Annotated in this window: 19 protein-coding genes; 9 read left to right on the top strand and 10 right to left on the bottom strand. The window is 72.0% G+C overall.

The annotated features are described in order from the left end of the window. Positions 1 to 181: 181 nt before the first annotated feature. Together rpmB and ISO16_RS00875 are read left to right on the top strand one after the other, a co-directional pair. Positions 182 to 373, top strand: a complete 192-nt coding sequence (gene rpmB / locus ISO16_RS00880; RefSeq protein ID WP_003939060.1) for a 50S ribosomal protein L28 — start codon at positions 182 to 184, stop codon at positions 371 to 373. 114 nt (positions 374 to 487) lie between these two features. Further along, complete coding sequence (locus tag ISO16_RS00875) at positions 488 to 1,279, top strand: enoyl-CoA hydratase-related protein (RefSeq protein ID WP_029543161.1); 792 nt, start codon at positions 488 to 490, stop codon at positions 1,277 to 1,279. Positions 1,280 to 1,290: 11 nt separating this feature from the next. Here the strand turns inward: ISO16_RS00875 and ISO16_RS00870 are convergent, their stop codons facing one another. Genes ISO16_RS00870 through ISO16_RS00860 form a run of 3 tightly spaced genes read right to left on the bottom strand, consistent with a single transcriptional unit; the run spans position 1,291 to position 3,429 of the window. After that, positions 1,291 to 1,968 carry a uracil-DNA glycosylase gene (locus ISO16_RS00870; protein ID WP_006938032.1) on the bottom strand — a complete coding sequence of 226 codons (678 nt, stop codon included), beginning with the start codon at positions 1,966 to 1,968 and terminating at the stop codon, positions 1,291 to 1,293. A 17-nt stretch (positions 1,969 to 1,985) separates the two neighbouring features. Next, entirely contained in the window at positions 1,986 to 2,507 is a 522-nt protein-coding gene (locus ISO16_RS00865) for a gamma carbonic anhydrase family protein (RefSeq protein ID WP_006938031.1), read from the bottom strand. Between the two features lie 10 nt (positions 2,508 to 2,517). Continuing rightward, positions 2,518 to 3,429 carry a thiamine-phosphate kinase gene (locus ISO16_RS00860; RefSeq protein ID WP_230304550.1) on the bottom strand — a complete coding sequence of 304 codons (912 nt, stop codon included), beginning with the start codon at positions 3,427 to 3,429 and terminating at the stop codon, positions 2,518 to 2,520. Positions 3,430 to 3,574: 145 nt separating this feature from the next. Between ISO16_RS00860 and ISO16_RS00855 the strand changes: the two genes are divergently transcribed. Then, positions 3,575 to 4,168 carry a DUF3515 domain-containing protein gene (locus ISO16_RS00855; protein WP_072635058.1) on the top strand — a complete coding sequence of 198 codons (594 nt, stop codon included), beginning with the start codon at positions 3,575 to 3,577 and terminating at the stop codon, positions 4,166 to 4,168. A gap of 20 nt (positions 4,169 to 4,188) precedes the next feature. Here the strand turns inward: ISO16_RS00855 and ISO16_RS00850 are convergent, their stop codons facing one another. Next, a complete protein-coding gene (locus ISO16_RS00850) occupies positions 4,189 to 5,742 on the bottom strand; it encodes an acetyl-CoA hydrolase/transferase family protein (protein ID WP_072635057.1) in 1,554 nt (517 codons plus the stop codon). 490 nt (positions 5,743 to 6,232) lie between these two features. Between ISO16_RS00850 and ISO16_RS00845 the strand changes: the two genes are divergently transcribed. The 6 genes from ISO16_RS00845 to ISO16_RS00820 all read left to right on the top strand — a co-directional run bounded on the left by ISO16_RS00845 (position 6,233) and on the right by ISO16_RS00820 (position 12,631). Next, positions 6,233 to 8,335, top strand: a complete 2,103-nt coding sequence (locus tag ISO16_RS00845) for a RecQ family ATP-dependent DNA helicase (RefSeq protein WP_072635055.1) — start codon at positions 6,233 to 6,235, stop codon at positions 8,333 to 8,335. Positions 8,336 to 8,476: 141 nt separating this feature from the next. Next, positions 8,477 to 9,016: a diaminobutyrate acetyltransferase gene (gene ectA, locus ISO16_RS00840; RefSeq protein ID WP_072635054.1), complete on the top strand. Its 540-nt coding sequence runs from the start codon at positions 8,477 to 8,479 to the stop codon at positions 9,014 to 9,016. A 43-nt stretch (positions 9,017 to 9,059) separates the two neighbouring features. Beyond that, positions 9,060 to 10,340, top strand: a complete 1,281-nt coding sequence (gene ectB, locus ISO16_RS00835; protein ID WP_006937215.1) for a diaminobutyrate--2-oxoglutarate transaminase — start codon at positions 9,060 to 9,062, stop codon at positions 10,338 to 10,340. A gap of 55 nt (positions 10,341 to 10,395) precedes the next feature. Next, entirely contained in the window at positions 10,396 to 10,791 is a 396-nt protein-coding gene (locus ISO16_RS00830) for an ectoine synthase (protein WP_006937217.1), read from the top strand. Positions 10,792 to 10,840: 49 nt separating this feature from the next. Beyond that, positions 10,841 to 11,776, top strand: coding sequence for a D-isomer specific 2-hydroxyacid dehydrogenase family protein (locus ISO16_RS00825; protein WP_029543149.1), 936 nt, complete (start codon positions 10,841 to 10,843; stop codon positions 11,774 to 11,776). A 21-nt stretch (positions 11,777 to 11,797) separates the two neighbouring features. Continuing rightward, positions 11,798 to 12,631, top strand: coding sequence for an NAD-dependent protein deacetylase (locus tag ISO16_RS00820; RefSeq protein WP_072635053.1), 834 nt, complete (start codon positions 11,798 to 11,800; stop codon positions 12,629 to 12,631). Between the two features lie 10 nt (positions 12,632 to 12,641). On the opposite strand, the gene proB is transcribed toward ISO16_RS00820, so the two are convergent. From proB to ndk, 6 genes are all read right to left on the bottom strand, one after another. Further along, entirely contained in the window at positions 12,642 to 13,742 is a 1,101-nt protein-coding gene (proB, locus tag ISO16_RS00815) for a glutamate 5-kinase (RefSeq protein WP_072635052.1), read from the bottom strand. Between the two features lie 32 nt (positions 13,743 to 13,774). After that, the gene (obgE, locus tag ISO16_RS00810; protein WP_006937227.1) at positions 13,775 to 15,232 is read right to left on the bottom strand and encodes a GTPase ObgE; all 1,458 of its coding nucleotides are present in this window, start codon (positions 15,230 to 15,232) and stop codon (positions 13,775 to 13,777) included. A gap of 200 nt (positions 15,233 to 15,432) precedes the next feature. Then, on the bottom strand, positions 15,433 to 15,696 hold the full coding sequence (rpmA, locus tag ISO16_RS00805; protein WP_006937229.1) for a 50S ribosomal protein L27: 264 nt from the start codon (positions 15,694 to 15,696) through the stop codon (positions 15,433 to 15,435). Between the two features lie 36 nt (positions 15,697 to 15,732). After that, a complete protein-coding gene (gene rplU / locus ISO16_RS00800) occupies positions 15,733 to 16,044 on the bottom strand; it encodes a 50S ribosomal protein L21 (protein WP_006937230.1) in 312 nt (103 codons plus the stop codon). 205 nt (positions 16,045 to 16,249) lie between these two features. Next, entirely contained in the window at positions 16,250 to 19,357 is a 3,108-nt protein-coding gene (locus tag ISO16_RS00795) for a translation initiation factor IF-2 N-terminal domain-containing protein (protein WP_072635051.1), read from the bottom strand. A 385-nt stretch (positions 19,358 to 19,742) separates the two neighbouring features. Next, positions 19,743 to 20,162 (bottom strand): nucleoside-diphosphate kinase, encoded by a 420-nt coding sequence (ndk, locus tag ISO16_RS00790; RefSeq protein ID WP_006937234.1) that lies wholly within the window; start codon positions 20,160 to 20,162, stop codon positions 19,743 to 19,745. Positions 20,163 to 20,169 lie beyond the last annotated feature (7 nt).

Genomic DNA, 20,169 nt, shown 5'->3' with positions numbered 1-20,169 from the left:
CGCCACCACGCAACCGGTGACGCAAGGGTAGCGGTGCGCCCGTCGGACGGCCGGTTTGGCCATTGCCACCCCCACCCGCTACGCTTGCAGGGTTGCCTCGCACGGATGGCGGACGCCTCCTCGTGTTCGCAGGCCGACGAAGACACGAAAATATCCACTACTCACCAAGGAGTTCGCGACTATGGCTGCCGTCTGCGACGTATGCGCCAAGGGCCCCGGCTTCGGTAAGTCGGTCTCGCACTCGCACCGGCGTACCAACCGTCGTTGGAACCCGAACATCCAGAGCGTGCGCGCTCAGGTTGCCCCGGGCAACACGCGTAAGGTCAACGTGTGCACCTCCTGCCTCAAGGCGGGCAAGGTCGTTCGCGGCTGATCCCCGGTTCGGCATACGAGGCCCCGGCGTTGCGACGCCGGGGCCTCGTCGTGTTCCGCCATCGTCGCCGTGACCCCGTACCCGCCGGGCGGGGCGACCGGTAGGGTGCCCCGGGTGACCGAATCAGTACTGTCCCACGTCCGCCTCGAGGACGGCGTCCTGCGCATCGCCGTGGCGACCGCCGAGCGCGGCACGTCCCTCTCCCCCGCGGGCATGGCCCAAGGCATCGAGGCCCTGCGCACCGCCGGCCCCGAGGTCGGCGCCGTCCTGCTCGTCGGTGAGGGTGCCAACTTCTGCGCGGGCGGCGACGTCCGCGCCTTCGCTTCCGCGCCCGACCGCGGCGAGTTCGTCGGCGACGTCGCACGCCTGTTCCACGACTTCGTCCGCGCCCTCGACGCGGCCCGCGTGCCCGTGGTGGCCGCCGTCCAGGGCTGGGCGGCGGGCGCGGGCATGAGCATCGTGCTGCACGCCGACATCGCGCTCGGGGGCCCCTCGACGAAGCTGCGGCCGGCCTACCCGTCGATCGGGTTCACCCCCGACGGTGGCATGTCGTGGACCCTGCCGCGCATCGTCGGAGTCGCCCGGGCGCGGGAGATCATCCTCACCGACTGTGTCCTGAACGCCGACGAGGCCGTGCGGCTCGGGGTGCTCAGCCGCCTCGTCGCCGACGACGAGGTGCCCGGCGAGGCGATGCGGGTGGCCCGCACCCTCGCGAACGGCCCCACCGCCGCCTACGCCGGGATCCGGCAACTGCTCGCCGATTCGGCGGGGCGGTCGCTGTCCGAGCAGCTCGACGCGGAGGCCGCGGCGATCGCGGCGGCCGCAAACGGCCCGACCGGCATCGAGGGTGTCGACGCGTTCGTCGAGAAGCGGCGCCCCGACTTCGAGTCGATTCGCCGCGGCTGAGCCACGCCCGTTCAGGCCAGGCGCCAGTCCACCGGGTCCCCGCCCTGCTCGGTCAGCAGCGCGTTCGCGCGGCTGAAGGGGCGGGACCCGAAGAACCCGCGGGAGGCCGACAGCGGCGACGGGTGCGCCGACTTCACGGTGGGCACGTCGCCGAGCATCGGTTCGAGGGTGGCCGCGTCGCGGCCCCACAGGATCGCGACGAGCGGCGCGGTGCGGGCGACGAGCGCCCGGATCGCCTGCTCGGTCACGCTCTCCCAGCCCTTGCCCCGATGCGACGCCGGCTGGCCGGGTTGCACCGTCAGGACGCGGTTGAGCAGCAGCACCCCCTGCGCCGACCACGGTGTGAGGTCGCCGTTGGGTGGTGTCGGCAGGCCGAGGTCGTCGCTGTATTCGCGGTAGATGTTGGCCAGGCTGCGCGGCACCGGACGCACCTCCGGCGCGACCGAGAAGCTCAGTCCGACGGCATGACCCGGCGTCGGATACGGGTCCTGGCCGACGATGAGCACCTTCACCCGGTCGAACGGCTGGGTGAAGGCCCGCAGCACGTTCGCGCCGGAGGGCAGGTAGCCGCGTCCGGCGGCGTTCTCGGCGCGCAGGAAGTCGCCCATCGCCGCGATGTCGGCGGCAACGGGAGCCAGCGCCCGCGCCCAGCCTTCCTCGACGATCTCCGGCAGGGGTCGTACAGCCATCGGTGGTGCCCGGCCCCTCAGTCGATCCTGCGCAGCGCGCTGCGGTAGTACTCGGCGTTCGCCGCGTACATCTTGGCGTTGGCGTCGACGTGGCCCTCCGGCACCTCGTAACCCTCCCGGATCTTCGCGGGTACGCCGATCGCCATGGACCGCGGCGGCACCTGGAAACGCGGGGCCACGAGCGCGCCGGCCGCGACGATCGCCCCGTCGCCGACGGCGGAGCCGTTGAGCACGAGCGAACCGGACCCGATCAGGCAGCCGTCGCCGATGGTGGAGCCTTCGATGTGGGCGTTGTGGCCGACCACGGTGCCGGCGCCGATGACGGTGGCGTCGACGGCGGTGCAGTGGATGATCGTCCCGTCCTGGATGTTGCTCTCGGCGCCGACGACGATCCGGCCGTAGTCACCGCGCAGGACCGCGGTGGGCCACACCGAGGCGCGGGCGCCGAGGGTGACGTTGCCGATGACCACCGCATCGGGGTGGACCCAGGCGTCGGGATGGATATCGGGCACACGGTCGCCGAGCGCATACACAGCCATGCCGTGAAACCTATCTCGAGAAGCTCTGCCAGCCTCCGGGACCCGGCCGGCCGTGGCCGTCGACGGTGACGCCGCCGCCCTCGCGCACCGTGCCGACGGGCCGCCAGCCCGCCGGCAGCGGCACGTGCGGCGAGAAGCACGCGGCAAGGGCGTGGTCCTCGCCGCCGGTGAGCACCCACTCCCATACGTCGGCCCCGAGTTCCGCGGCGGCGGCCCGCAGCTCGGCGCCGGGCTCGAGCAGCTCGCGCGAGACGTCAATCGCGACGCCGGATGCGGCGGCGATGTGCCCGAGGTCGGCGAGCAGGCCGTCGGAGATGTCGGTCGCGGCGTGGGCGCCGCCGGCCGCCGCCGCGGGTCCCGCGGCGTACGGGGGCGCCGGCACCTGGTGGGCGGCCACCAGGTCCGGGTGGCCGGCGAGGCCGGCGGTGAGCACGGCCAGCCCGGCGGCGGAGCGCCCGGTGGATCCGGCCAGCGCGACGGTGTCGCCGGGCCGGGCCGCAGACCGCAGGAGCGGCGCGCGCCCCTCGAGGTCGCCGAGGACGGTCACCGCGACGATCAGTTGCGACGCCTGCACCAGGTCGCCGCCGACGACGCCGGCGCCGAGCGCCTCCGCGGCCTCGCCGATCCCGGCGGAGACACCGTCGAGCACGTCGACCGGGGTGTCCGGCGGGCAGCCGAGCCCGACGAGGAAGGCGGTGGGGCGCGCGCCCATCGCGGCGACGTCGGCGCCGTTCTGGGCGACGGCCTTGCGCCCGACGTCGCGGGGGGTGGACCAGTCGAGCCGGAAGTGCCGGCCCTCGACGAGCATGTCCGTGGAGACGGCGACGCGCCCGTCGGCGGCGGCGACGAGGGCCGCGTCGTGGCCCGGTCCGACGAGCGTGGTGGCGGGCTGGCGACGCCCAGCGACCGCACGGTCGATCACGGGGAACTCGCCGAGGTCGGCGACGGTGGGGCCGGTGCGGTCGGGCGCGGTGATGCGGTCCTCCCGTTCGTGGGTCGGTGGGGTGCGGGCGTCGGTGGTCACGGTAGTTTCGACCACGCTACCGTCCCCGCAAATTCGAGAGATTATGACCGAGCCGACAGTCTCCCCCGACCCCGACCCCGCCCCCGCCGGCGACGCCGAACACCACCGCAGTCCCGCCCTGATCGCCACGGCCGTCGCGCTGCCGGTGGCGTTGCTGATCGGCATCGTGGTGGCGGCGGTGCTGGCGAACCGCACCCCGGAGCTGGCGCCCGTGGCGCTGGGGCCGGTGGTGGCGCCGCAGGCCGAGTCCCCGGAGTGCGCGGCGCTGCTGGGTGCGCTGCCCGAGGAGGTCGGCGACCTCCGCCGCGCGGAGCTGGCCGACCCGGCCCCGGTGGGGGCCGCGGCCTGGCAGCCCGTCGAGGGCGAGCCGGTGGTGCTGCGGTGCGGGCTCGAGCGGCCGGCGGAGTTCGATCAGGCGGCGGCGCTGCAGGTGGTCGACGGCGTCCAGTGGTTCGAGGTGTCCGGCGCCGCGGAGGGCATCGATGCGAGCACGTGGTTCGTCGTGGACCGCCCGGTGTACGTGGCGCTGACAGTGCCGAACGGCTCGGGTCCGACTCCGCTGCAGACGATATCGGCGGCGGTCACGCAGTCGCTCCCGCAACAGCCGATCGACCCCGCGCCGATCGCCGGCGGCTGACGGCGCCGTCCCCTCGGAACCTACTGTGCCAGCATGGATCCCGACTCGAGGAAACGCTGATGGAAGGACAGGGACTCGCCGAGCAGGTGCGGGGTGTGCCCGGCGTCGGGCACGGCCTCGGCCCGGTCGACGTAGTCGTGCAGCATGTCCCGGTAGTCCGGATGGGCGCAGTTGTCGACGACGACCCGGGAGCGGCGCCGCGGCGACAATCCGCGCAGGTCCGCAAGTCCCTGCTCGGTGACGAGGACCTGCACGTCGTGCTCGGTGTGGTCCACGTGCGGCACCATCGGCACGATCGACGAGATGCTGCCGCCCTTCGCGGTGGAGGGGCTCAGGAACATCGACAGGTAGCCGTTGCGGGCGAAGTCGCCGGATCCGCCGATCCCGTTCATGATCTTGGTGCCCATGACGTGGGTGGAGTTGACGTTGCCATAGATGTCGGCCTCGAGCATGCCGTTCATCGCGATGATGCCGAGGCGGCGCACGATCTCGGGGTGGTTGCTGATCTCCTGAGGGCGCAGCACGATGTGCTCGCGGTAGAAGTCGATGTTCGACACCAGCTCGTCGATTCCGGCCTCGCTCAGCGCCAGCGACGTGGCGGACGCGAAGCGGACCGTGCCGTGCTTGATCAGGTGCAGCATCCCGTCCTGGATGACCTCGGAGTAGCAGGTCAGACCCTTGTGGGGACCGGCATCGAGACCCTGGAGGACGGCGTTGGCCACGTTGCCGATGCCGGACTGCAGCGGCAGGAGCGTGTCCGCGGGCAGCCGGCCGCGGGAGATCTCGTGCTCGAAGAAGACGAGCACGTGCGCGGCGATCGCCTGGCTCACCGCGTCCGGCGGGGTCAGCGGGCTGGCGCTGTCGCGGGCGTGGGTCTCGACGACGGCGACGACCTTGTCCGGGTCGACGCGGAACGTGCTCTGGCCGATGCGGTCCTCGACGTCCGTGAGCATGATCGGCTTGCGGTGCGGCGGCAGCGCGGTGCCGTAGTACACGTCGTGGATGCCCGTCATCGCGGCCGGAATCCACGAGTTGACCTCGAGGATCACCTTCTCGGCGACGTCGAGCCAGGTCTTGTTGTTGCCGATCGACGCGGACGGGATCAGCTCACCGGTCTCGGTGACGCCGGAGACCTCGACGACCGCGACGTCGACGTGCCCGTAGTAGCCCTCCCAGACCTGCTGGGCGACGTGGGACAGGTGGATGTCCACGTAGTCCATGCGGCCGTTGTTGATGTTGCGGCGGGCGGTGGGCTCGGCCTGGTACGGCATCCGCAGGGAGATGCCGGCCACCTCCGACAGCATCCGCTCGGTCTCGGCGGAGACCGACGCGCCCGTGAGGAGGTTGACCGTGAAGTCGGTGCCGGCGGCGCGCGCGGCCCCGATGCGTTCCGCGAGCGCCGGGGTGATCGCCTTCGGCGTGCCGGCACTGGCGAAACCGCTGATGGCGACGGTGTGGCCGGGCTGGATCCAGCGGACGGCTTCCTCCGCCGACACGACCTTCTGCCGGAACGCCGGATGGTCGATTCGGCTCGGAGAGGAGTCGGATGCGGGGCGGAGGAACTGCGTCTGCATAACGAACAGGGTACGAGCACGTCCGGCGGCCGACGACGCCTCCGTCACAGCGGCGGACCGGATGGGGCGCGGACCACTCACCCCGCCGCGTGCCGCACCCACGGCCCCCGGCCGAACGAACCGCCGTCCCACCGGTCCCCGAAAGCAACTGTCTCGCAGTCGGTTCGATTGCAACGAGCGCAGCGGCTCCGGGTCGGGGCGACCGTGGCGCCGACGACTCCGGCGCGACCGACGTGCCGCGCCGCCGCCGGGCCGGGCGGCGGCGGCCCGACGGGACCGACGGGTCGTTCGCCGATGGAACGACCCCGTTCGTCGCGCAACACGGCACGTTCGTCCCCGAAGCGAACGCCACGGCCGGCGCGGACGCCCCTCGCGGCGGCGCGGCGGTGTCGTCCTCGTCCGGCACGGACGGTGTCGTCCTCGTCCGGCGCGGCGGTGTCGTCCTCGTCCGGCACGGACGGTGTCGGCGCGGTCCGGCACGATAGGTCCCATGAGCACCGCCACCACGGATCTGCGCGACGAGGCCGAACGACTGCTCCGCGACCTGGCGGGACCCGGCGCCCGGTTGCGGGAGGACCAGTGGAGCGCCATCGAGGCACTGGTGGTGCATCGCCGGCGAGCGCTGGTCGTGCAGCGCACGGGCTGGGGCAAGTCGGCCGTCTACTTCATCTCCGCCAAGCTGCTCCGCGCCCACGGGCACGGGCCGACCGTGATCGTCTCCCCGCTCCTGGCCCTGATGCGTAACCAGGTCGAGTCGGCGCAGCGCGCGGGCGTCCGCGCGGCCACGATCAATTCCGGCAACGTCACCGAGTGGGAGGAGATCCACCGGCAGGTCGCCGAGGGCGCGGTGGACGTCCTGCTCGTCAGCCCGGAGCGGCTCAACAACCCGGACTTCCGCGACCAGGTGCTGCCGGCGCTCGCCCGCGACGCCGGACTGGTGGTGGTCGACGAGGCGCACTGCGTCTCGGACTGGGGACACGACTTCCGGCCGGACTACCGGCGCATCCGCACCCTCGTCACCGAAATCGGCGAGGGCATTCCGGTGCTCGCGACCACCGCGACCGCGAACGACCGGGTCGTGGCGGACGTGGCCGCGCAGCTCGGCGTCGGGGAGGGCACGGGCGAGACCCTGGTGCTGCGCGGTGGTCTCGACCGGCCGTCGCTGCACCTGTCAGTGCTGCGGATCGACGAGCCCGCGCGCCGGGCGGCGTGGCTCGCCCAGCACCTCGACGAGCTGCCCGGTTCCGGGATCGTCTACACCCTCACCGTGTCGGCCGCGCACGACCTGGCCGCGCTGCTCTCCGAGCACGGTCACACCGTCGCGGCGTACACGGGGCAGTCCGATCCGGCCGAGCGGGAGCAGCTGGAGGCGGACCTCCTCGCCAACCGGGTCAAGGCCCTGATCGCCACCTCGGCCCTGGGCATGGGTTTCGACAAGCCGGACCTCGGGTTCGTGGTGCACCTGGGAGCACCGTCCTCACCCATCTCCTACTACCAGCAGGTCGGTCGCGCGGGCCGTGCGACCGAGCGGGCGGAGGTGATCCTGCTTCCGGGCCCCGAGGACCGGCAGATCTGGAGCTGGTTCGCGTCGGTGGCCTTCCCGGGGGAGGAGGTGGTGCGGCGGGTGATCGAGGTGCTCGAGCCGGAGCGGCCGCAGTCCACGCAGGCCCTCGAGCCGTTGGTCGACCTCAACCGGTCCCGGCTGGAGATGGTGCTCAAGGTGCTCGACGTGGACGGTGCGGTACGCCGGGTGAAGGGCGGCTGGATCGCCACCGGCGTGCCCTGGGAGTACGACGCCGCCCGGTACGCGACGCTCGAGCGGGCCCGCGAGGCCGAGCAGGAGGCGATGCTCGAGTACGAGCGGACCACCCGGTGCCGGATGGTGTTCCTGCGCACCCAGCTCGACGATCCCGACCTGACGTCCGACACCCCGGGCTGCGGGCGGTGCGACAACTGCTGCGGGGCGCGGTGGCCCGCGGACGTCGACGACACCGAGCTGGGCCGGGTGCGGGCCCGGCTGGACCGGCCGGGGGTGGACCTGCCGCCGCGGCGGCAGTGGCCGACGGGGATGGCCAAGCTCGGCGTGACACTGTCCGGGAAGATCACCGACGGGCCCGAGCCGGGCCGGGTACTCGGCCGGCTGTCGGACCTCGGATGGGGTCCGCGGCTGCGGGCGCTGCTGGACGGCCCCGATGCGCCGGTGCCCGACGCGGTGGTGCAGGCCGCCGTGGCGGTGCTCAAGGCGTGGGACTGGTCGGATCGCCCGACCGCGGTGATGGCCGTGGAGTCGGCGACCCATCCTCGCCTGGTCGGTTCCCTGGCGGCGCGGCTGGCGCAGCTCGGCCGGCTCGAGGATCTCGGCGTGCTGCGTGCCCGGCCCGGCCGGCCCCCGGTGACGGCAGCGAACTCGGCGTACCGGATCGCCGGCCTCGTGGACGCGTGGGAGAGCCCCGACCTCCGCGGGAACCGGGGACCGATCCTGCTCGTCGACGCGGTCACCGACACCGGCTGGACGATGACGATGGCGGCGCGGACCCTGATCCGGGCCGGGGCCTCCGCGGTGCTGCCGCTGGCGCTGGCGAGCCCGAAATAATCGCCGCGCTCGGCCCGGGCGCTACACGAAGTGACTCTTCTCACATGGGTGTCTCACCTGCGCGGAGCCGGGGTACCCGGCGACGGATCCCGACAAGGCGGGTGAATCCCGCCCACGAAGTTGTTAGGTTCGAGACCGCTTATGACGCCTGTGACGCAGAGAAGTACCCCGCCCCGTACGCCCGCCGAAACGGCGAGCGCGCAGCCCGAGCCGAATTTCCGCGCACCGCGTATTTCCGACGGAATTCGCATGTGGCAGATCGCGCGTGATTCGAAAGTGCTCGACGTCAATTCCAGTTATGCATACGTGCTCTGGTGCCGCGATTTCGCGGCGACCTCGGTCGTCGCCACCGGCGGTGACGACGAGGCGGTGGGTTTCGTCAGCGGCTATCGCCGTCCCGAGTCGCCGAACACACTGTTCGTCTGGCAGGTGGCCGTCGACCAGGCCCAACGCGGCCGCGGCATCGCGGGCCGGATGCTCGACAGCCTGTGGGACCGGCTCGCCGACGCCGGCGTGAACCGGCTCGAGACGACCGTCAGTCCGGACAACGAGGCGTCCATCGCGCTGTTCACCGCGCTCGCCCGGCGACGCGGACTGCGCATCACCCGGAGCGAATTGTTCACCCCTTCGGATTTTCCCGATTCCCACATGGCCGAGGATCTCTACACGATCGGCGAATGAATACACGACCGGCGAAAGCGAATTCGCCGCAGGAGGACGACGAATGACCATCCTGGAGCACCCCGAAACCCCCGCCAAGCACAGCGTTTTCGATTACCTCGAATCCGAGGTGCGCAGCTACAGCCGCGGCTGGCCGACCGTGTTCGAAACGGCGTCCGGATCGTGGCTCCGCGACGAGAACGGCAAGGACTACCTCGACTTCTTCGCCGGCGCGGGAGCCCTCAACTACGGGCACAACAACCCGGTCCTGAAGACCGCGCTCGTGGACTACATCATGGGTGACGGCATCACCCACGGCCTCGACATGTCCACCGTTGCCAAGCGGGAACTGCTCGAGTCGTTCGAGAGCCACATCCTGGCCCCCCGCGGCCTCGACTACAAGGTCCAGTTCCCCGGCCCGACGGGCACCAACTCGGTCGAGGCGGCGCTCAAGCTCGCCCGCAAGGTCACCGGCCGCGAGTCGATCATCAACTTCACCAACGCATTCCACGGGATGACCCTGGGTGCGCTGTCGGTGACGGGCAACTCCATGAAGCGGGCCGGGGCCGGTGTGCCGCTGGTGCACGCCACCCCGATGCCGTTCGACAACTACTTCGACGGCGTCACCGAGGACTTCCACTGGTTCTCCCGCGTGCTCGACGACTCCGGCAGCGGTCTGAACCGCCCGGCGGCGGTGATCGTGGAGACCGTGCAGGGCGAGGGCGGCGTGAACGTCGCCCGCCCCGAGTGGCTGCGTGCCCTCGCGGATCTGTGCGCCGAGCGCGACATCCTGCTCATCGTCGACGACGTGCAGATGGGCTGCGGCCGCACCGGCCCGTTCTTCTCGTTCGAGGTCGCCGGGATCACCCCGGACATCGTGACCCTGTCGAAGTCGATCGGCGGGTACGGCCTGCCGCTGGCGCTCACGCTGTTCAAGCGCGACCTCGATGTGTGGGGCCCGGGCGAGCACAACGGCACGTTCCGCGGCAACAACCCGGCGTTCGTCACCGCGGCGAAGGCGCTGCAGCACTACTGGGCCGACGACCACCTCGAGCGCGAGACGCTGCGCAAGGGCGAGCGGATCCGGCAGACCTTCATGAACCTGTCCGACATGTTCGACGGCGTCTCCACCCGCGGTCGCGGCATGGTTCAGGGCCTGGTCTTCGACGAGCCGAACGACGCACAGAAGGTGTGCGCCCTCGCGTTCGAGCAGGGCCTGCTCGCGGAGACCTCCGGCCCCTCCGACGAGGTCGTCAAGCTGCTTCCGCCGCTGACGATCAGCGACGACGAGCTCGAGCACGGTCTGAACATCCTGTGCGAGGCCACCTCGGTGGTCCGGGCCTGACCCCCGGCCGCCGTCGACCCATGCACGAGAAGACAAGCTTCCGAAGGAATTACGTATGATCGTCCGTACCACCGAGGAAATCACCGGCACCGAGCGCGACATCACGTCGGACAACGGCAACTGGCGCAGCAAGCGCATCGTGCTCGGCGGCGACAAGGTCGGGTTCTCGTTCCACGAGACCACGATCGAGGCCGGCACCGTCAACGAGTTCCACTACGCGAACCACATCGAGGCGGTGTGGCTCATCGAGGGCACCGGCACCCTCACCGACCTCGAGACCGGCACCGTGTACCCGCTCGCACCCGGCACGATGTACCTGCTCAACGGCCATGAGCGGCACCGCGTCGAGCCGGACACCCGGATGCGCATGTTCTGCGTGTTCAACCCGCCGGTCACCGGCCGGGAGGTCCACGACGAGAACGGCGTGTACCCCCTCGTCGAGGTCGTCTGAGTGCCCGCAGCGAGTGACCGGCCGGGCGTTCGCGCCTAGAGTCGGAGCCATGACCTACGAGCGACAGCCGCGCATCGCCGTCGGCCCCGCCCCGGACATCGTGTTCGACCGGGCGATCGGGGCCGGCGGCGGTCGCGTGTGCGGCTTCGACGACCGCCCGGACGCGGTGGTCTGGACCGCCGGACCGGACGAGTTCCCCGCGGTGCTGCCGGCGTCGGTGCGGTGGGTTCAGCTGCCCGCCGCCGGCGTGGAGGACTGGTTCGACGCCGGCGTCATCCGCGCTCACCCCCAGGTGACGTGGACGTCGGCCGCCGGGGCGTTCGCCGCGACGGTCGCCGAACACGCGCTCATGCTGCTGCTCGCCGGCGTGCGGGCGCTGCCCGACCACCTGGCGGCCACGTCGTGGACGCCGAGCGTGTTCTACCCCCAGCTGGGCACCCTGCGCGGCGCCACCGTCGGGATCATCGGCGCGGGTGGCATCGGCCGGGCCCTGATCCCCATGCTCGGTTCGCTCGGCGCCCAGGCGCTCGCGGTCACCCGCAGCGGCCGCCCCGTCCCGGGCGCCGTGGAGACGGTCCCCGTCGCACGGATCGACGAAGTATGGCCCCGCGCAGACCATTTCGTGATCGCCGCCCCCGCCACGGCCGAGACCGAGCAACTGGTGGGCGCCGACGAGCTGGCCGCGATGAAGCCGACCGCCTGGGTGATCAACGTTGCCCGCGGCAGCCTCGTCGACACCGACGCGCTGGTGGACGCCCTGAGCCGCCGCGTCATCGCGGGCGCCGGCCTGGACGTCACGGACCCGGAACCGCTGCCGGACGGGCACCCGCTGTGGTCGCTGCGCAACGCCATGATCACCCCGCACGACTCCAATCCCCCGGCGCTGCGCATCCCCGCGTTCGCCGAGCACGTGACCGAGAACGTCACGCGCTTCGCGGCCGGCCTCGATCTCGCCGCGGTCGTCGACCCGAGCGCCGGGTACTGACACGCCGCTACCCTGGACGGGGTGATCGAACCGCTGCACCACCTGCTCGACGGCCGGCGGTTGTGCGTGCTCACCGGCGCGGGCATCTCGACCGACTCCGGCATCCCGGACTACCGCAGTCCCGGCGCGCCACCCCGCAACCCGATGACCTATCAGCAGTTCGTCGGGGATCCGGAATTCCGGCGCCGCTACTGGGCGCGCAACCATGTCGGGTGGCGGCACATGGACTCCGCACGGCCGAACGCCGGGCACCGCGCCCTCGCCGCGCTCGAACGCCGCGGCACCGTCCTGGGCGTCCTGACCCAGAACGTGGACCTGCTGCACACCAAGGCCGGGAGCCGGCGGGTGATCGACCTGCACGGCTGCTACGCGCAGGTGCGCTGCCTGGCGTGCGACCTCCGGATCTCGCGCTTCACCCTCGCCGAGCGGCTCACCGCCGCCAATCCGGGCTTCCTCGAACGGGTTCGGGGGACGACGGGTCTCGAGGTGGCGCCGGACGCCGACGCGGTCGTCGACGACACCGGCAGCTTCCGCATGGTGGACTGCGAGCGGTGCGGGGGGATGCTCAAGCCGGACATCGTCTACTTCGGTGAATCGGTGCCCCGCGAGCGCGTGGAGCGCGCCTTCGCGCTCGTCGACGAGGCGGAGGCCCTGCTCGTGGTCGGCAGTTCCCTGACGGTGATGTCCGGGTTGCGGTTCGTGCGGCACGCCGCCAAGCGCCGCATGCCGGTGGCCGTGGTCAACCGTGGCGTCACGCGCGGCGATCCCCTCGCCACCGTGAAGGTCGACGCGGGCTGCTCGGAGGTGCTCACGGCCCTGGTCACCGCGGCACCGGCGGCCACGTCCGGCCGGTGACCGCCCGCGCCTACAGCGTCACGAGATCGTCCGCGTGCACCACCGGCCGCTGCAGGTCCGCCGGCAGCTGCCGCGTGGAGAACCCGATCATCCAGTCCAGCTCGGCGGCATCGTAGGCCACCACGCCGCGTCCCACCGTGCGGCCGTCGGGACCGACCAGCGCCACCACGTCCCCACCGTGGAAGCGCCCGCTCATTCCCGTGATGCCCGCCGCGAGCAGCGAGCGGCGCCGTTCCACCACCGCCCGTACCGCGCCCGCGTCCAGGTGCAGGGTGCCGTGGGTGTCGGCGGCGTGCCGCACCCAGAAACGTCGCGCCGACATCCGGTCGGGCCGGGCCGCGAACGCGGTGCCCACGTCCGCGGCACCGAGGGCACGGTCGGCCTGCGACGCGGCGGTGAGCAGCACCGGCACACCCGAATCCGCGGCCAGGCGCGCGGCGGACAGCTTCGACGCCATCCCGCCCGTGCCGAGGGCGCCCCCGGACCCGGCGACGACGCCGTCGAGGTCCTCCGGGCTCGTCACCTCCGCGATGAGGTGGGCGTCGCCCTTACGGGGATCGCCGTCGTAGAGGCCGTCGACGTCGGAGAGCAGGATCAGCGCGTCGGCGCCGACGAGGTGCGCGACGAGCGCGGCGAGGCGATCGTTGTCGCCGAACCGCAGTTCGGCGGTCGCGACGGTGTCGTTCTCGTTGACCACGGGCACGGCGTGCAGCGCGCGCAGCCGGTCGAGGGTGCGCTGGGCATTGCGGTGCTGGGTGCGCCGCGCGATGTCGTCGGCCGTGAGCAGCACCTGCCCGACGGTGCGGCCGTACCGGGCGAAGGAGGTGCCCCACGCGTGGGCCAGGGCAAGCTGTCCGACGCTGGCCGCGGCCTGCTTGGTGGCCAGGTCGCGGGGCCGGACGGTCAGGCCCAGCGGGGCGAGGCCGGCGCCGACCGCGCCGGAGGACACCACCACGACGTCCGAGCCGGAGCGCATGCGCTCTTCGAGAGCGTCGACCAGGCAGTCGAGGCGGTCCCGGTCGAGGCCGCCGACCAGGCTGGTGATGGCGGACGAGCCGATCTTCACCACGACGCGGCGCGCGCCGGCGACGGCCTCCCGGGTATCGCTCACGATCTCCTGCTTCTGGGCTCGAGGTGCGGTGGTCAGAACTCGTCGTCGTCGGTCGCGAGACCGCGGCGGACCCGCTTGGCGTGGCGACGTTCGGCGGCGCCGACCCGATCGACCTGGTCGAGGCGGGCGTCGGTGCCCCGGCCGGTGGGCACGACGTCCACGCCGGCCTGGGTCTGCGGCTCCCACTCGAACGAGACGTCGCCGATGGTGACGGAGGCACCCGGTTCGGCGCCCTGCTTGACGAGTTCGTCCTCGACACCGAGGCGGGCGAGCCGATCCGCGAGGTAGCCGACGGCCTCGTCGTTGTCGAACGCCGTCTGACGCACCCAGCGCTCGGGCCGGGTGCCGCGCACGATGAAGCCGCCCGGAGTCTCGGGGTCGGCGACGACGCTGAAGCCGGTCTCGTCGACGGCGACGGGCCGGATGACCGGCCGCCGCGGCGCGGCCGGCGGATGCGCCTGCCGGTACTCCTCCACCATCCGCGCCAACGCGAAGGTCAGCGGCCGCAGCCCTTCCCGGCTGACGGCGGAGATCCGGAACACCGGCCAGCCCCGCTCCTCGAGCTCGGGGGTGACGAAATCGGCGAGTTCGGCGGCGTCCGGCACGTCGACCTTGTTGAGGATGACGATGCGGGGACGATCGGCGAGGTCGCCCAAGCTGCTGTCGCCGGACAACGCCGGCTGGTAGGCGGCCAGCTCGGCCTCGAGTGCGTCGATGTCGGAGACGGGATCGCGCCCCGGCTCGAGCGTCGCGCAGTCGACGACGTGCGCGAGCACGGCGCAGCGCTCGAGGTGACGCAGGAAGTCCAGGCCGAGACCGCGGCCCTGGCTGGCGCCGGGGATCAGGCCCGGCACGTCGGCGACGGTGAACGTGGTGTCGCCCGACTGCACGACCCCGAGGTTGGGAACGAGGGTGGTGAACGGGTAATCGGCGATCTTCGGCTTGGCCGCGGAGAGCACCGACACCAGCGAGGACTTGCCGGCGGACGGGAACCCGACCAGCCCGACGTCGGCGACGGACTTGAGTTCGAGGACGAGGTCGCGCTCCTCCCCCTCCTCGCCGAGCAGGGCGAAGCCGGGGGCCTTGCGGGCCTTCGACGCCAGGGCCGCGTTGCCGAGGCCGCCGCGGCCACCGTGGGCGGCGACGAAGCGGGTGCCGGCGCCGACCATGTCGGCCAGGATCCGGCCGTCCTTGTCGAGCACGACGGTGCCGTCGGGCACCTTGAGCACGAGGTCGCCGCCGTTGGCGCCGTCGCGGTTGCTGCCCGCGCCCTGCGTGCCGTTCGTGGCCTTCGCGTGCTGGTGGAAGTGGAAGTCGAGGAGGGTGTGGACCCCCTCGTCCACCTCGAGCACGACGTTGCCGCCATTGCCGCCATTACCGCCGTCGGGGCCACCGAGCGGCTTGAACTTCTCGCGATGGACGGAGGCGCAGCCGTTACCACCCTTGCCGGCGGTGACGTGCAGCACCACCCGGTCGATGAAGCGGGACATGGGGTGGACCTCCGTCGAATGGTGGAACTGTTGTGTCGACCGGTTGCCCCACTGTGCCGGGACTACCGGAGTTGTGCCGGAACGACCGCTACCGGTCGTCCCGAAAACAGTAGGGGCGGACCCGGGTGTGCGACCCTGGTCCGCCCCTACTGGGAGTATGTGCGAAGGGAACCTCCGCGGTGTCCGATTCGGACGGCAGATCAGGCGTCTGCCGCGACCGGAACGATGTTGACCGTCTTGCGACCACGCTTGGTGCCGAACTCGACGGCACCGGCAGCGAGGGCGAACAGCGTGTCGTCGCCGCCACGGCCGACGTTCACGCCGGGGTGGAAGTGGGTGCCGCGCTGGCGCACCAGGATCTCACCCGCGTTGACGGCCTGGCCGCCGAAGCGCTTGACGCCGAGACGCTGGGCGTTCGAATCGCGACCGTTACGGGAGCTGGATGCGCCCTTCTTGTGTGCCATGACGAACCCTCCTGGGGTTTGAAGCGGAAGCCCGAATTACTTGATGCCGGTGACCTTCAGGACCGTCAGCTTCTGACGGTGACCCTGGCGCTTGTGGTAGCCGGTCTTGTTCTTGAACTTGTGGATGCGGATCTTCGGGCCCTTGGTGTGCTCGACGATCTCGCCGGTGACCGTGACCTTCGCCAGCTTGTCGGCGTCGGTGGTCAGCTCGGCTCCGTCGACGACGAGGACCGGAGCAAGCGAGACAGCAGTGCCGGGCTCACCCTCGATCTTCTCGACCTTGACGAGATCGCCCTCAGCGACCTTGTACTGCTTACCGCCGGTCTTGACGATCGCGTACGTTGCCATCGGACGGCTACCCCTTGCTAGTTCGAACGTGCTCGCGCCACGGTGTGCAACGCGACTGGTCTGGTGTGGTTGCTGACTCGGGGCCCGCCACCTTCCCGCATCGGGCGCAGCAGGGCCGTATCGCCGAGTAGCGACTGACCAAGATTACGGGAAGGTGACTGCCAGGGTCAAACCGGGCCCGCGCGGTGTCGGGCCCGGTCGGACCTCATGCCTGTGCTTCGACCGGCGGGCCGGCGGGCCGGCCCGCGGCCCGGCGACGACGCGGCCGTCGAACGACCACCGGCTCGGCGTTCTCCCCGTCCGGGACCGGCGCGGCGGCCACCGCCGCAGGCTCCGGTGCGGGGGCCGGTGTGGGCACCACGAAGACGGTGCCAGCGCCGGTGCCGTCGCCCGTCGGGGCCGCGGCGGCCCGTGAGACCCGGCGACGGCGACGGGCCGCCGGCTCCGCTGCCTGCTTTTCGGCCTCCGGTGCTTCGGCCGGCCGCGCCTCGCGCGTGTCGGCGGGCCCAGCCTTGCGTGATTCGGCCGGCTCAGCCTCGCGTGTTTCGGCCGGCTGGGCCTCGCGTGTTTCGGCCGGCTGGGCCGGCGCGGCCGGCGCTGCCTGCGCCTGCTCGGCGCCGGATTCCGCCGGGTTCTCGTCGTGGTTCCCGTGGTGCGCAGCCATCGCCAGGGCCACCGGGTGGGCACGCTTGACGGTCGCGTCCACTGTCGCCACCTCCGGTACCGGCGCGGGCGCGGCCGTCTCGGTCGTCGCCGCCTCCGGCTGGGCGCCGCGGTCGCGGCCCCGGCGGCGCCGGGAGCCGCTCTCGGCACGGGCGGGCCGCCCACCGTCCTCGGCCGCGCCGGCCTCGACGGGTTCGCTGTGCACGACGATGCCGCGGCCGTGGCAGTGCTCGCACGTGGTGGAGAACGCCTCCACCAGACCCGTGCCGAGCCGCTTGCGCGTCATCTGCACGAGCCCCAGCGAGGTCACCTCGGAGACCTGGTGGCGGGTGCGGTCCCGGCCGAGCGCCTCGGTGAGGCGTCGCAGCACCAGGTCGCGGTTCGACTCGAGCACCATGTCGATGAAGTCGACGACGATCATGCCGCCGATATCGCGCAGCCGCATCTGCCGCACGATCTCCTCGGCCGCCTCGAGGTTGTTGCGGGTGACGGTCTCTTCGAGATTGCCGCCGGCCCCGGTGAACTTGCCGGTGTTGACGTCGACGACGGTCATCGCCTCGGTGCGATCGATGACGAGCGTGCCACCGGACGGCAGCCACACCTTGCGGTCGAGCGCCTTGGCGAGCTGCTCGTCGATGCGGTGGGCGGCGAACACGTCGCGTCCACCCGAGTCGGGATCGTGCCGCTCCACGCGGGGCACCATGTCCGGTGCGACGGTGCGGATGTAGCTCTCGACGGTGGTCCAGGCGTTCTCGCCCTCGATGACGAGTTTGGAGAAGTCCTCGTTGAACAGGTCGCGAATCACCTTGACCAGCAGGTCGGGCTCTTCGTAGAGGGTCTTCGGCTGCCCCGAGCCGTCGGACTCGAGCTTGGCGGCCTGCTCCTCGATGGAAGCCCACTGCGTCTGCAGGCGCTGCACGTCGCGGGCGAGCTCGTCTTCGCTCACGCCCTCCGCCGCGGTGCGGATGATCACGCCGGCCTCGGCCGGGACGATCTCGCGCAGGATCTCCTTGAGCCGCTTGCGCTCGGTGTCGGGCAGCTTGCGGCTGATGCCGGTGGACGAGCCGCCCGGCACGTACACCAGGAATCGGCCGGCGAGGCTGATCTGCGTGGTCAGGCGGGCGCCCTTGTGCCCGACCGGGTCCTTGCTGACCTGCACGAGCACCCGGTCACCCGGCTTGAGGGCCTGCTCGATCTTGCGGGAGTTGCCGCCGAGCCCGGCGGCCTCCCAGTTGACCTCGCCGGCGTAGAGGACGCCGTTGCGGCCCCTGCCGATGTCGATGAACGCCGCCTCCATCGAGGGAAGCACGTTCTGGACACGGCCGAGGAAGATGTTGCCGACCATCGAACCGGATCCGGCGCTGGTCACGAAGTGCTCGACCAGGACGCCGTCCTCGAGGACCGCGACCTGCGTGATGTTCCCGGGGTGCGCACCGTCACCGGTCTTCTCCCGCACCACCATGACGCGGTCGACGGACTCGCGACGGGCGAGGAACTCCGACTCGGTGAGGATCGGGGGCCGACGGCGGCCCGCGTCCCGGCCGTCGCGGCGGCGCTGGCGCTTGGCCTCGAGCCGGGTGGAACCGGTGATGCCCTGCACCTCGTCCTTGGCGGCGCGGGCCTTGGGCCGCGGCTCGCGCTCGTGGACGACGGTGGGGACCGAGTCGTCCTCGGCGACGGTCTCGGCGCCGTCCGCGCTGCCCTTGCGGCGACGACGACGGCGACGACGGCGCGAGGGACCTTCCGCGGACTCCTCCTCGGCCTCGGCCTGCTCGGCCTCGGCCTGCTCGGCCTCCCCGCCTTCGGCCTCCCCGGCCTCCGGCCCGGCGGTCGCGGCTTCCTCCGTCGTCGGCTCCTCGGCCTCCGTCGGCTCCTCGGCCTCCGCTTCCTCGGCCTCCGCCGCAGCTGTCCCCTCCTCGGCGGTGGTCTCGTCCTGCGTCTCGGGCTGTTCGCCGCGGCCACGGCCACGGCCACGGCGGCCACGACGGCGCCGACGCGGCTCCTCCTCCTCGGCGGTCTCCTCGGCCGGTTCCTCCACCGCGGCGGTCTCCTCGGTGACCTCCTCGGCGACGGCGGGCTCGGGTGCCTCGGCCGCTCGCCGGGAACGGCGTCGACGGGGCGGGGCCTCGACGGGAGTGGTGACCTCCGGCTGCAGGAACAGCGGTGCGCTGACGACGGGCTCGGCGGTGCTCGGTTCCGGCGCGGCGAACACCGGGGTCTCCTGCTCCACGCCGGTGAACAGGGCCGGGGCCGCGGGTGCCTCGACGGACTCCGCGGCGGGTTCCTGAGCGGTAGTGTCCTGGACCGCGGCCGCCGGCTCCTCCACGGGGACCTCGGCGGGCACCGCGACGGCGGCCTCTCCGGCGGGCACCTCGGGCGCCTCACCCACCGGTTCCGGTGCGGCTTCCGCGGTGGGCACCGGTTCGGCCTCGGCCGGTGCGCCGAGCGCGGCGCGGATCTGTTCGGCGAGGTCGCGCTGCAGGCTCGAGTGGGCACTGCGCAGCTCGGTGCCGAGGTCGGCGGCCTTGGCCATGACCTGTTTGCTGGTCAGGCCGAGCAGTTTGGCAAGGGCGTGCACGCGCATCTTCGGCGGCAGCACCACGGTGCCCTCTTCGTTGGAATTGTCGTTCGGCGGCGCTTGTTCGGCCACGTAGGTCTCCTCGGGCCCCCGGGCGCGTCCATCCTCGTCTCGAGCGATGTGACGCGGCCACGCGAGGGCGCTGTCTGTGTGTGCTCGCACCGGGAGGCGCGAGATGTGCGGTCTCGCATCGCGCGGTCGTCCGGTGCCCGTTTTCACTGCACGGCCGAGCGGTGCCTGGCTGGATCGCGGATCGAGCGCCGGTGCATCCAGCGTGCAACCGAGCGAGGTGTCTCCTGCGTCCCCGGTCACAGCGATGTCGGGCATCGATCCGTGATGTCGTTCGGTCGTTCCGCAACACTCGAAGCGGGGCGACCTACCTCAGTATCCCACACAGAGGTCCGTGGATACGCCAACGGCGCCCCGGAGGGCGCCGTGGCGGGGCAGTCGATACGGATCAGGACCCGGCGAGGGCGGGGAACCAGAGGGCGATCTCGCGCTCGGCGGACTCCACCGAGTCGGAGCCGTGCACCAGGTTCTCCCCGGCGTCGAGCCCGAGATCACCGCGGATGGAGCCGGGAACGGCCTTCTCCACCGGATCGGTGCCGCCCGCGAGCTGACGGAACGCGGCGATGGCCCGGGGGCCCTCGAGCACGGCCGCGACCAGCGGGCGCGAGGTGATGAACTCGATCAGGCCGGGGTAGAAGGGTTTGCCCTCGTGCTCGGCGTAGTGGGCGGCGGCCACCTCCTCGGTGGCGGTGCGCAGCTCGAGTGCCACGATGTCGAGTCCCTTGCGCTCGATGCGCGAGAGGATCTCTCCGACATGACGACGGGCCACGCCGTCGGGCTTGATCAGTACCAGGGTCCGCTCAGTCACGCGCACA

The organism is Rhodococcus sp. M8, from assembly GCF_015654185.1.
In the GTDB taxonomy this organism is placed as follows: Bacteria; Actinomycetota; Actinomycetes; order Mycobacteriales; family Mycobacteriaceae; genus Rhodococcus; species Rhodococcus aetherivorans.
The sequence above is the reverse complement of the archived record's forward strand: the minus strand, read 5'-3'. Positions and strand labels throughout refer to the sequence as shown.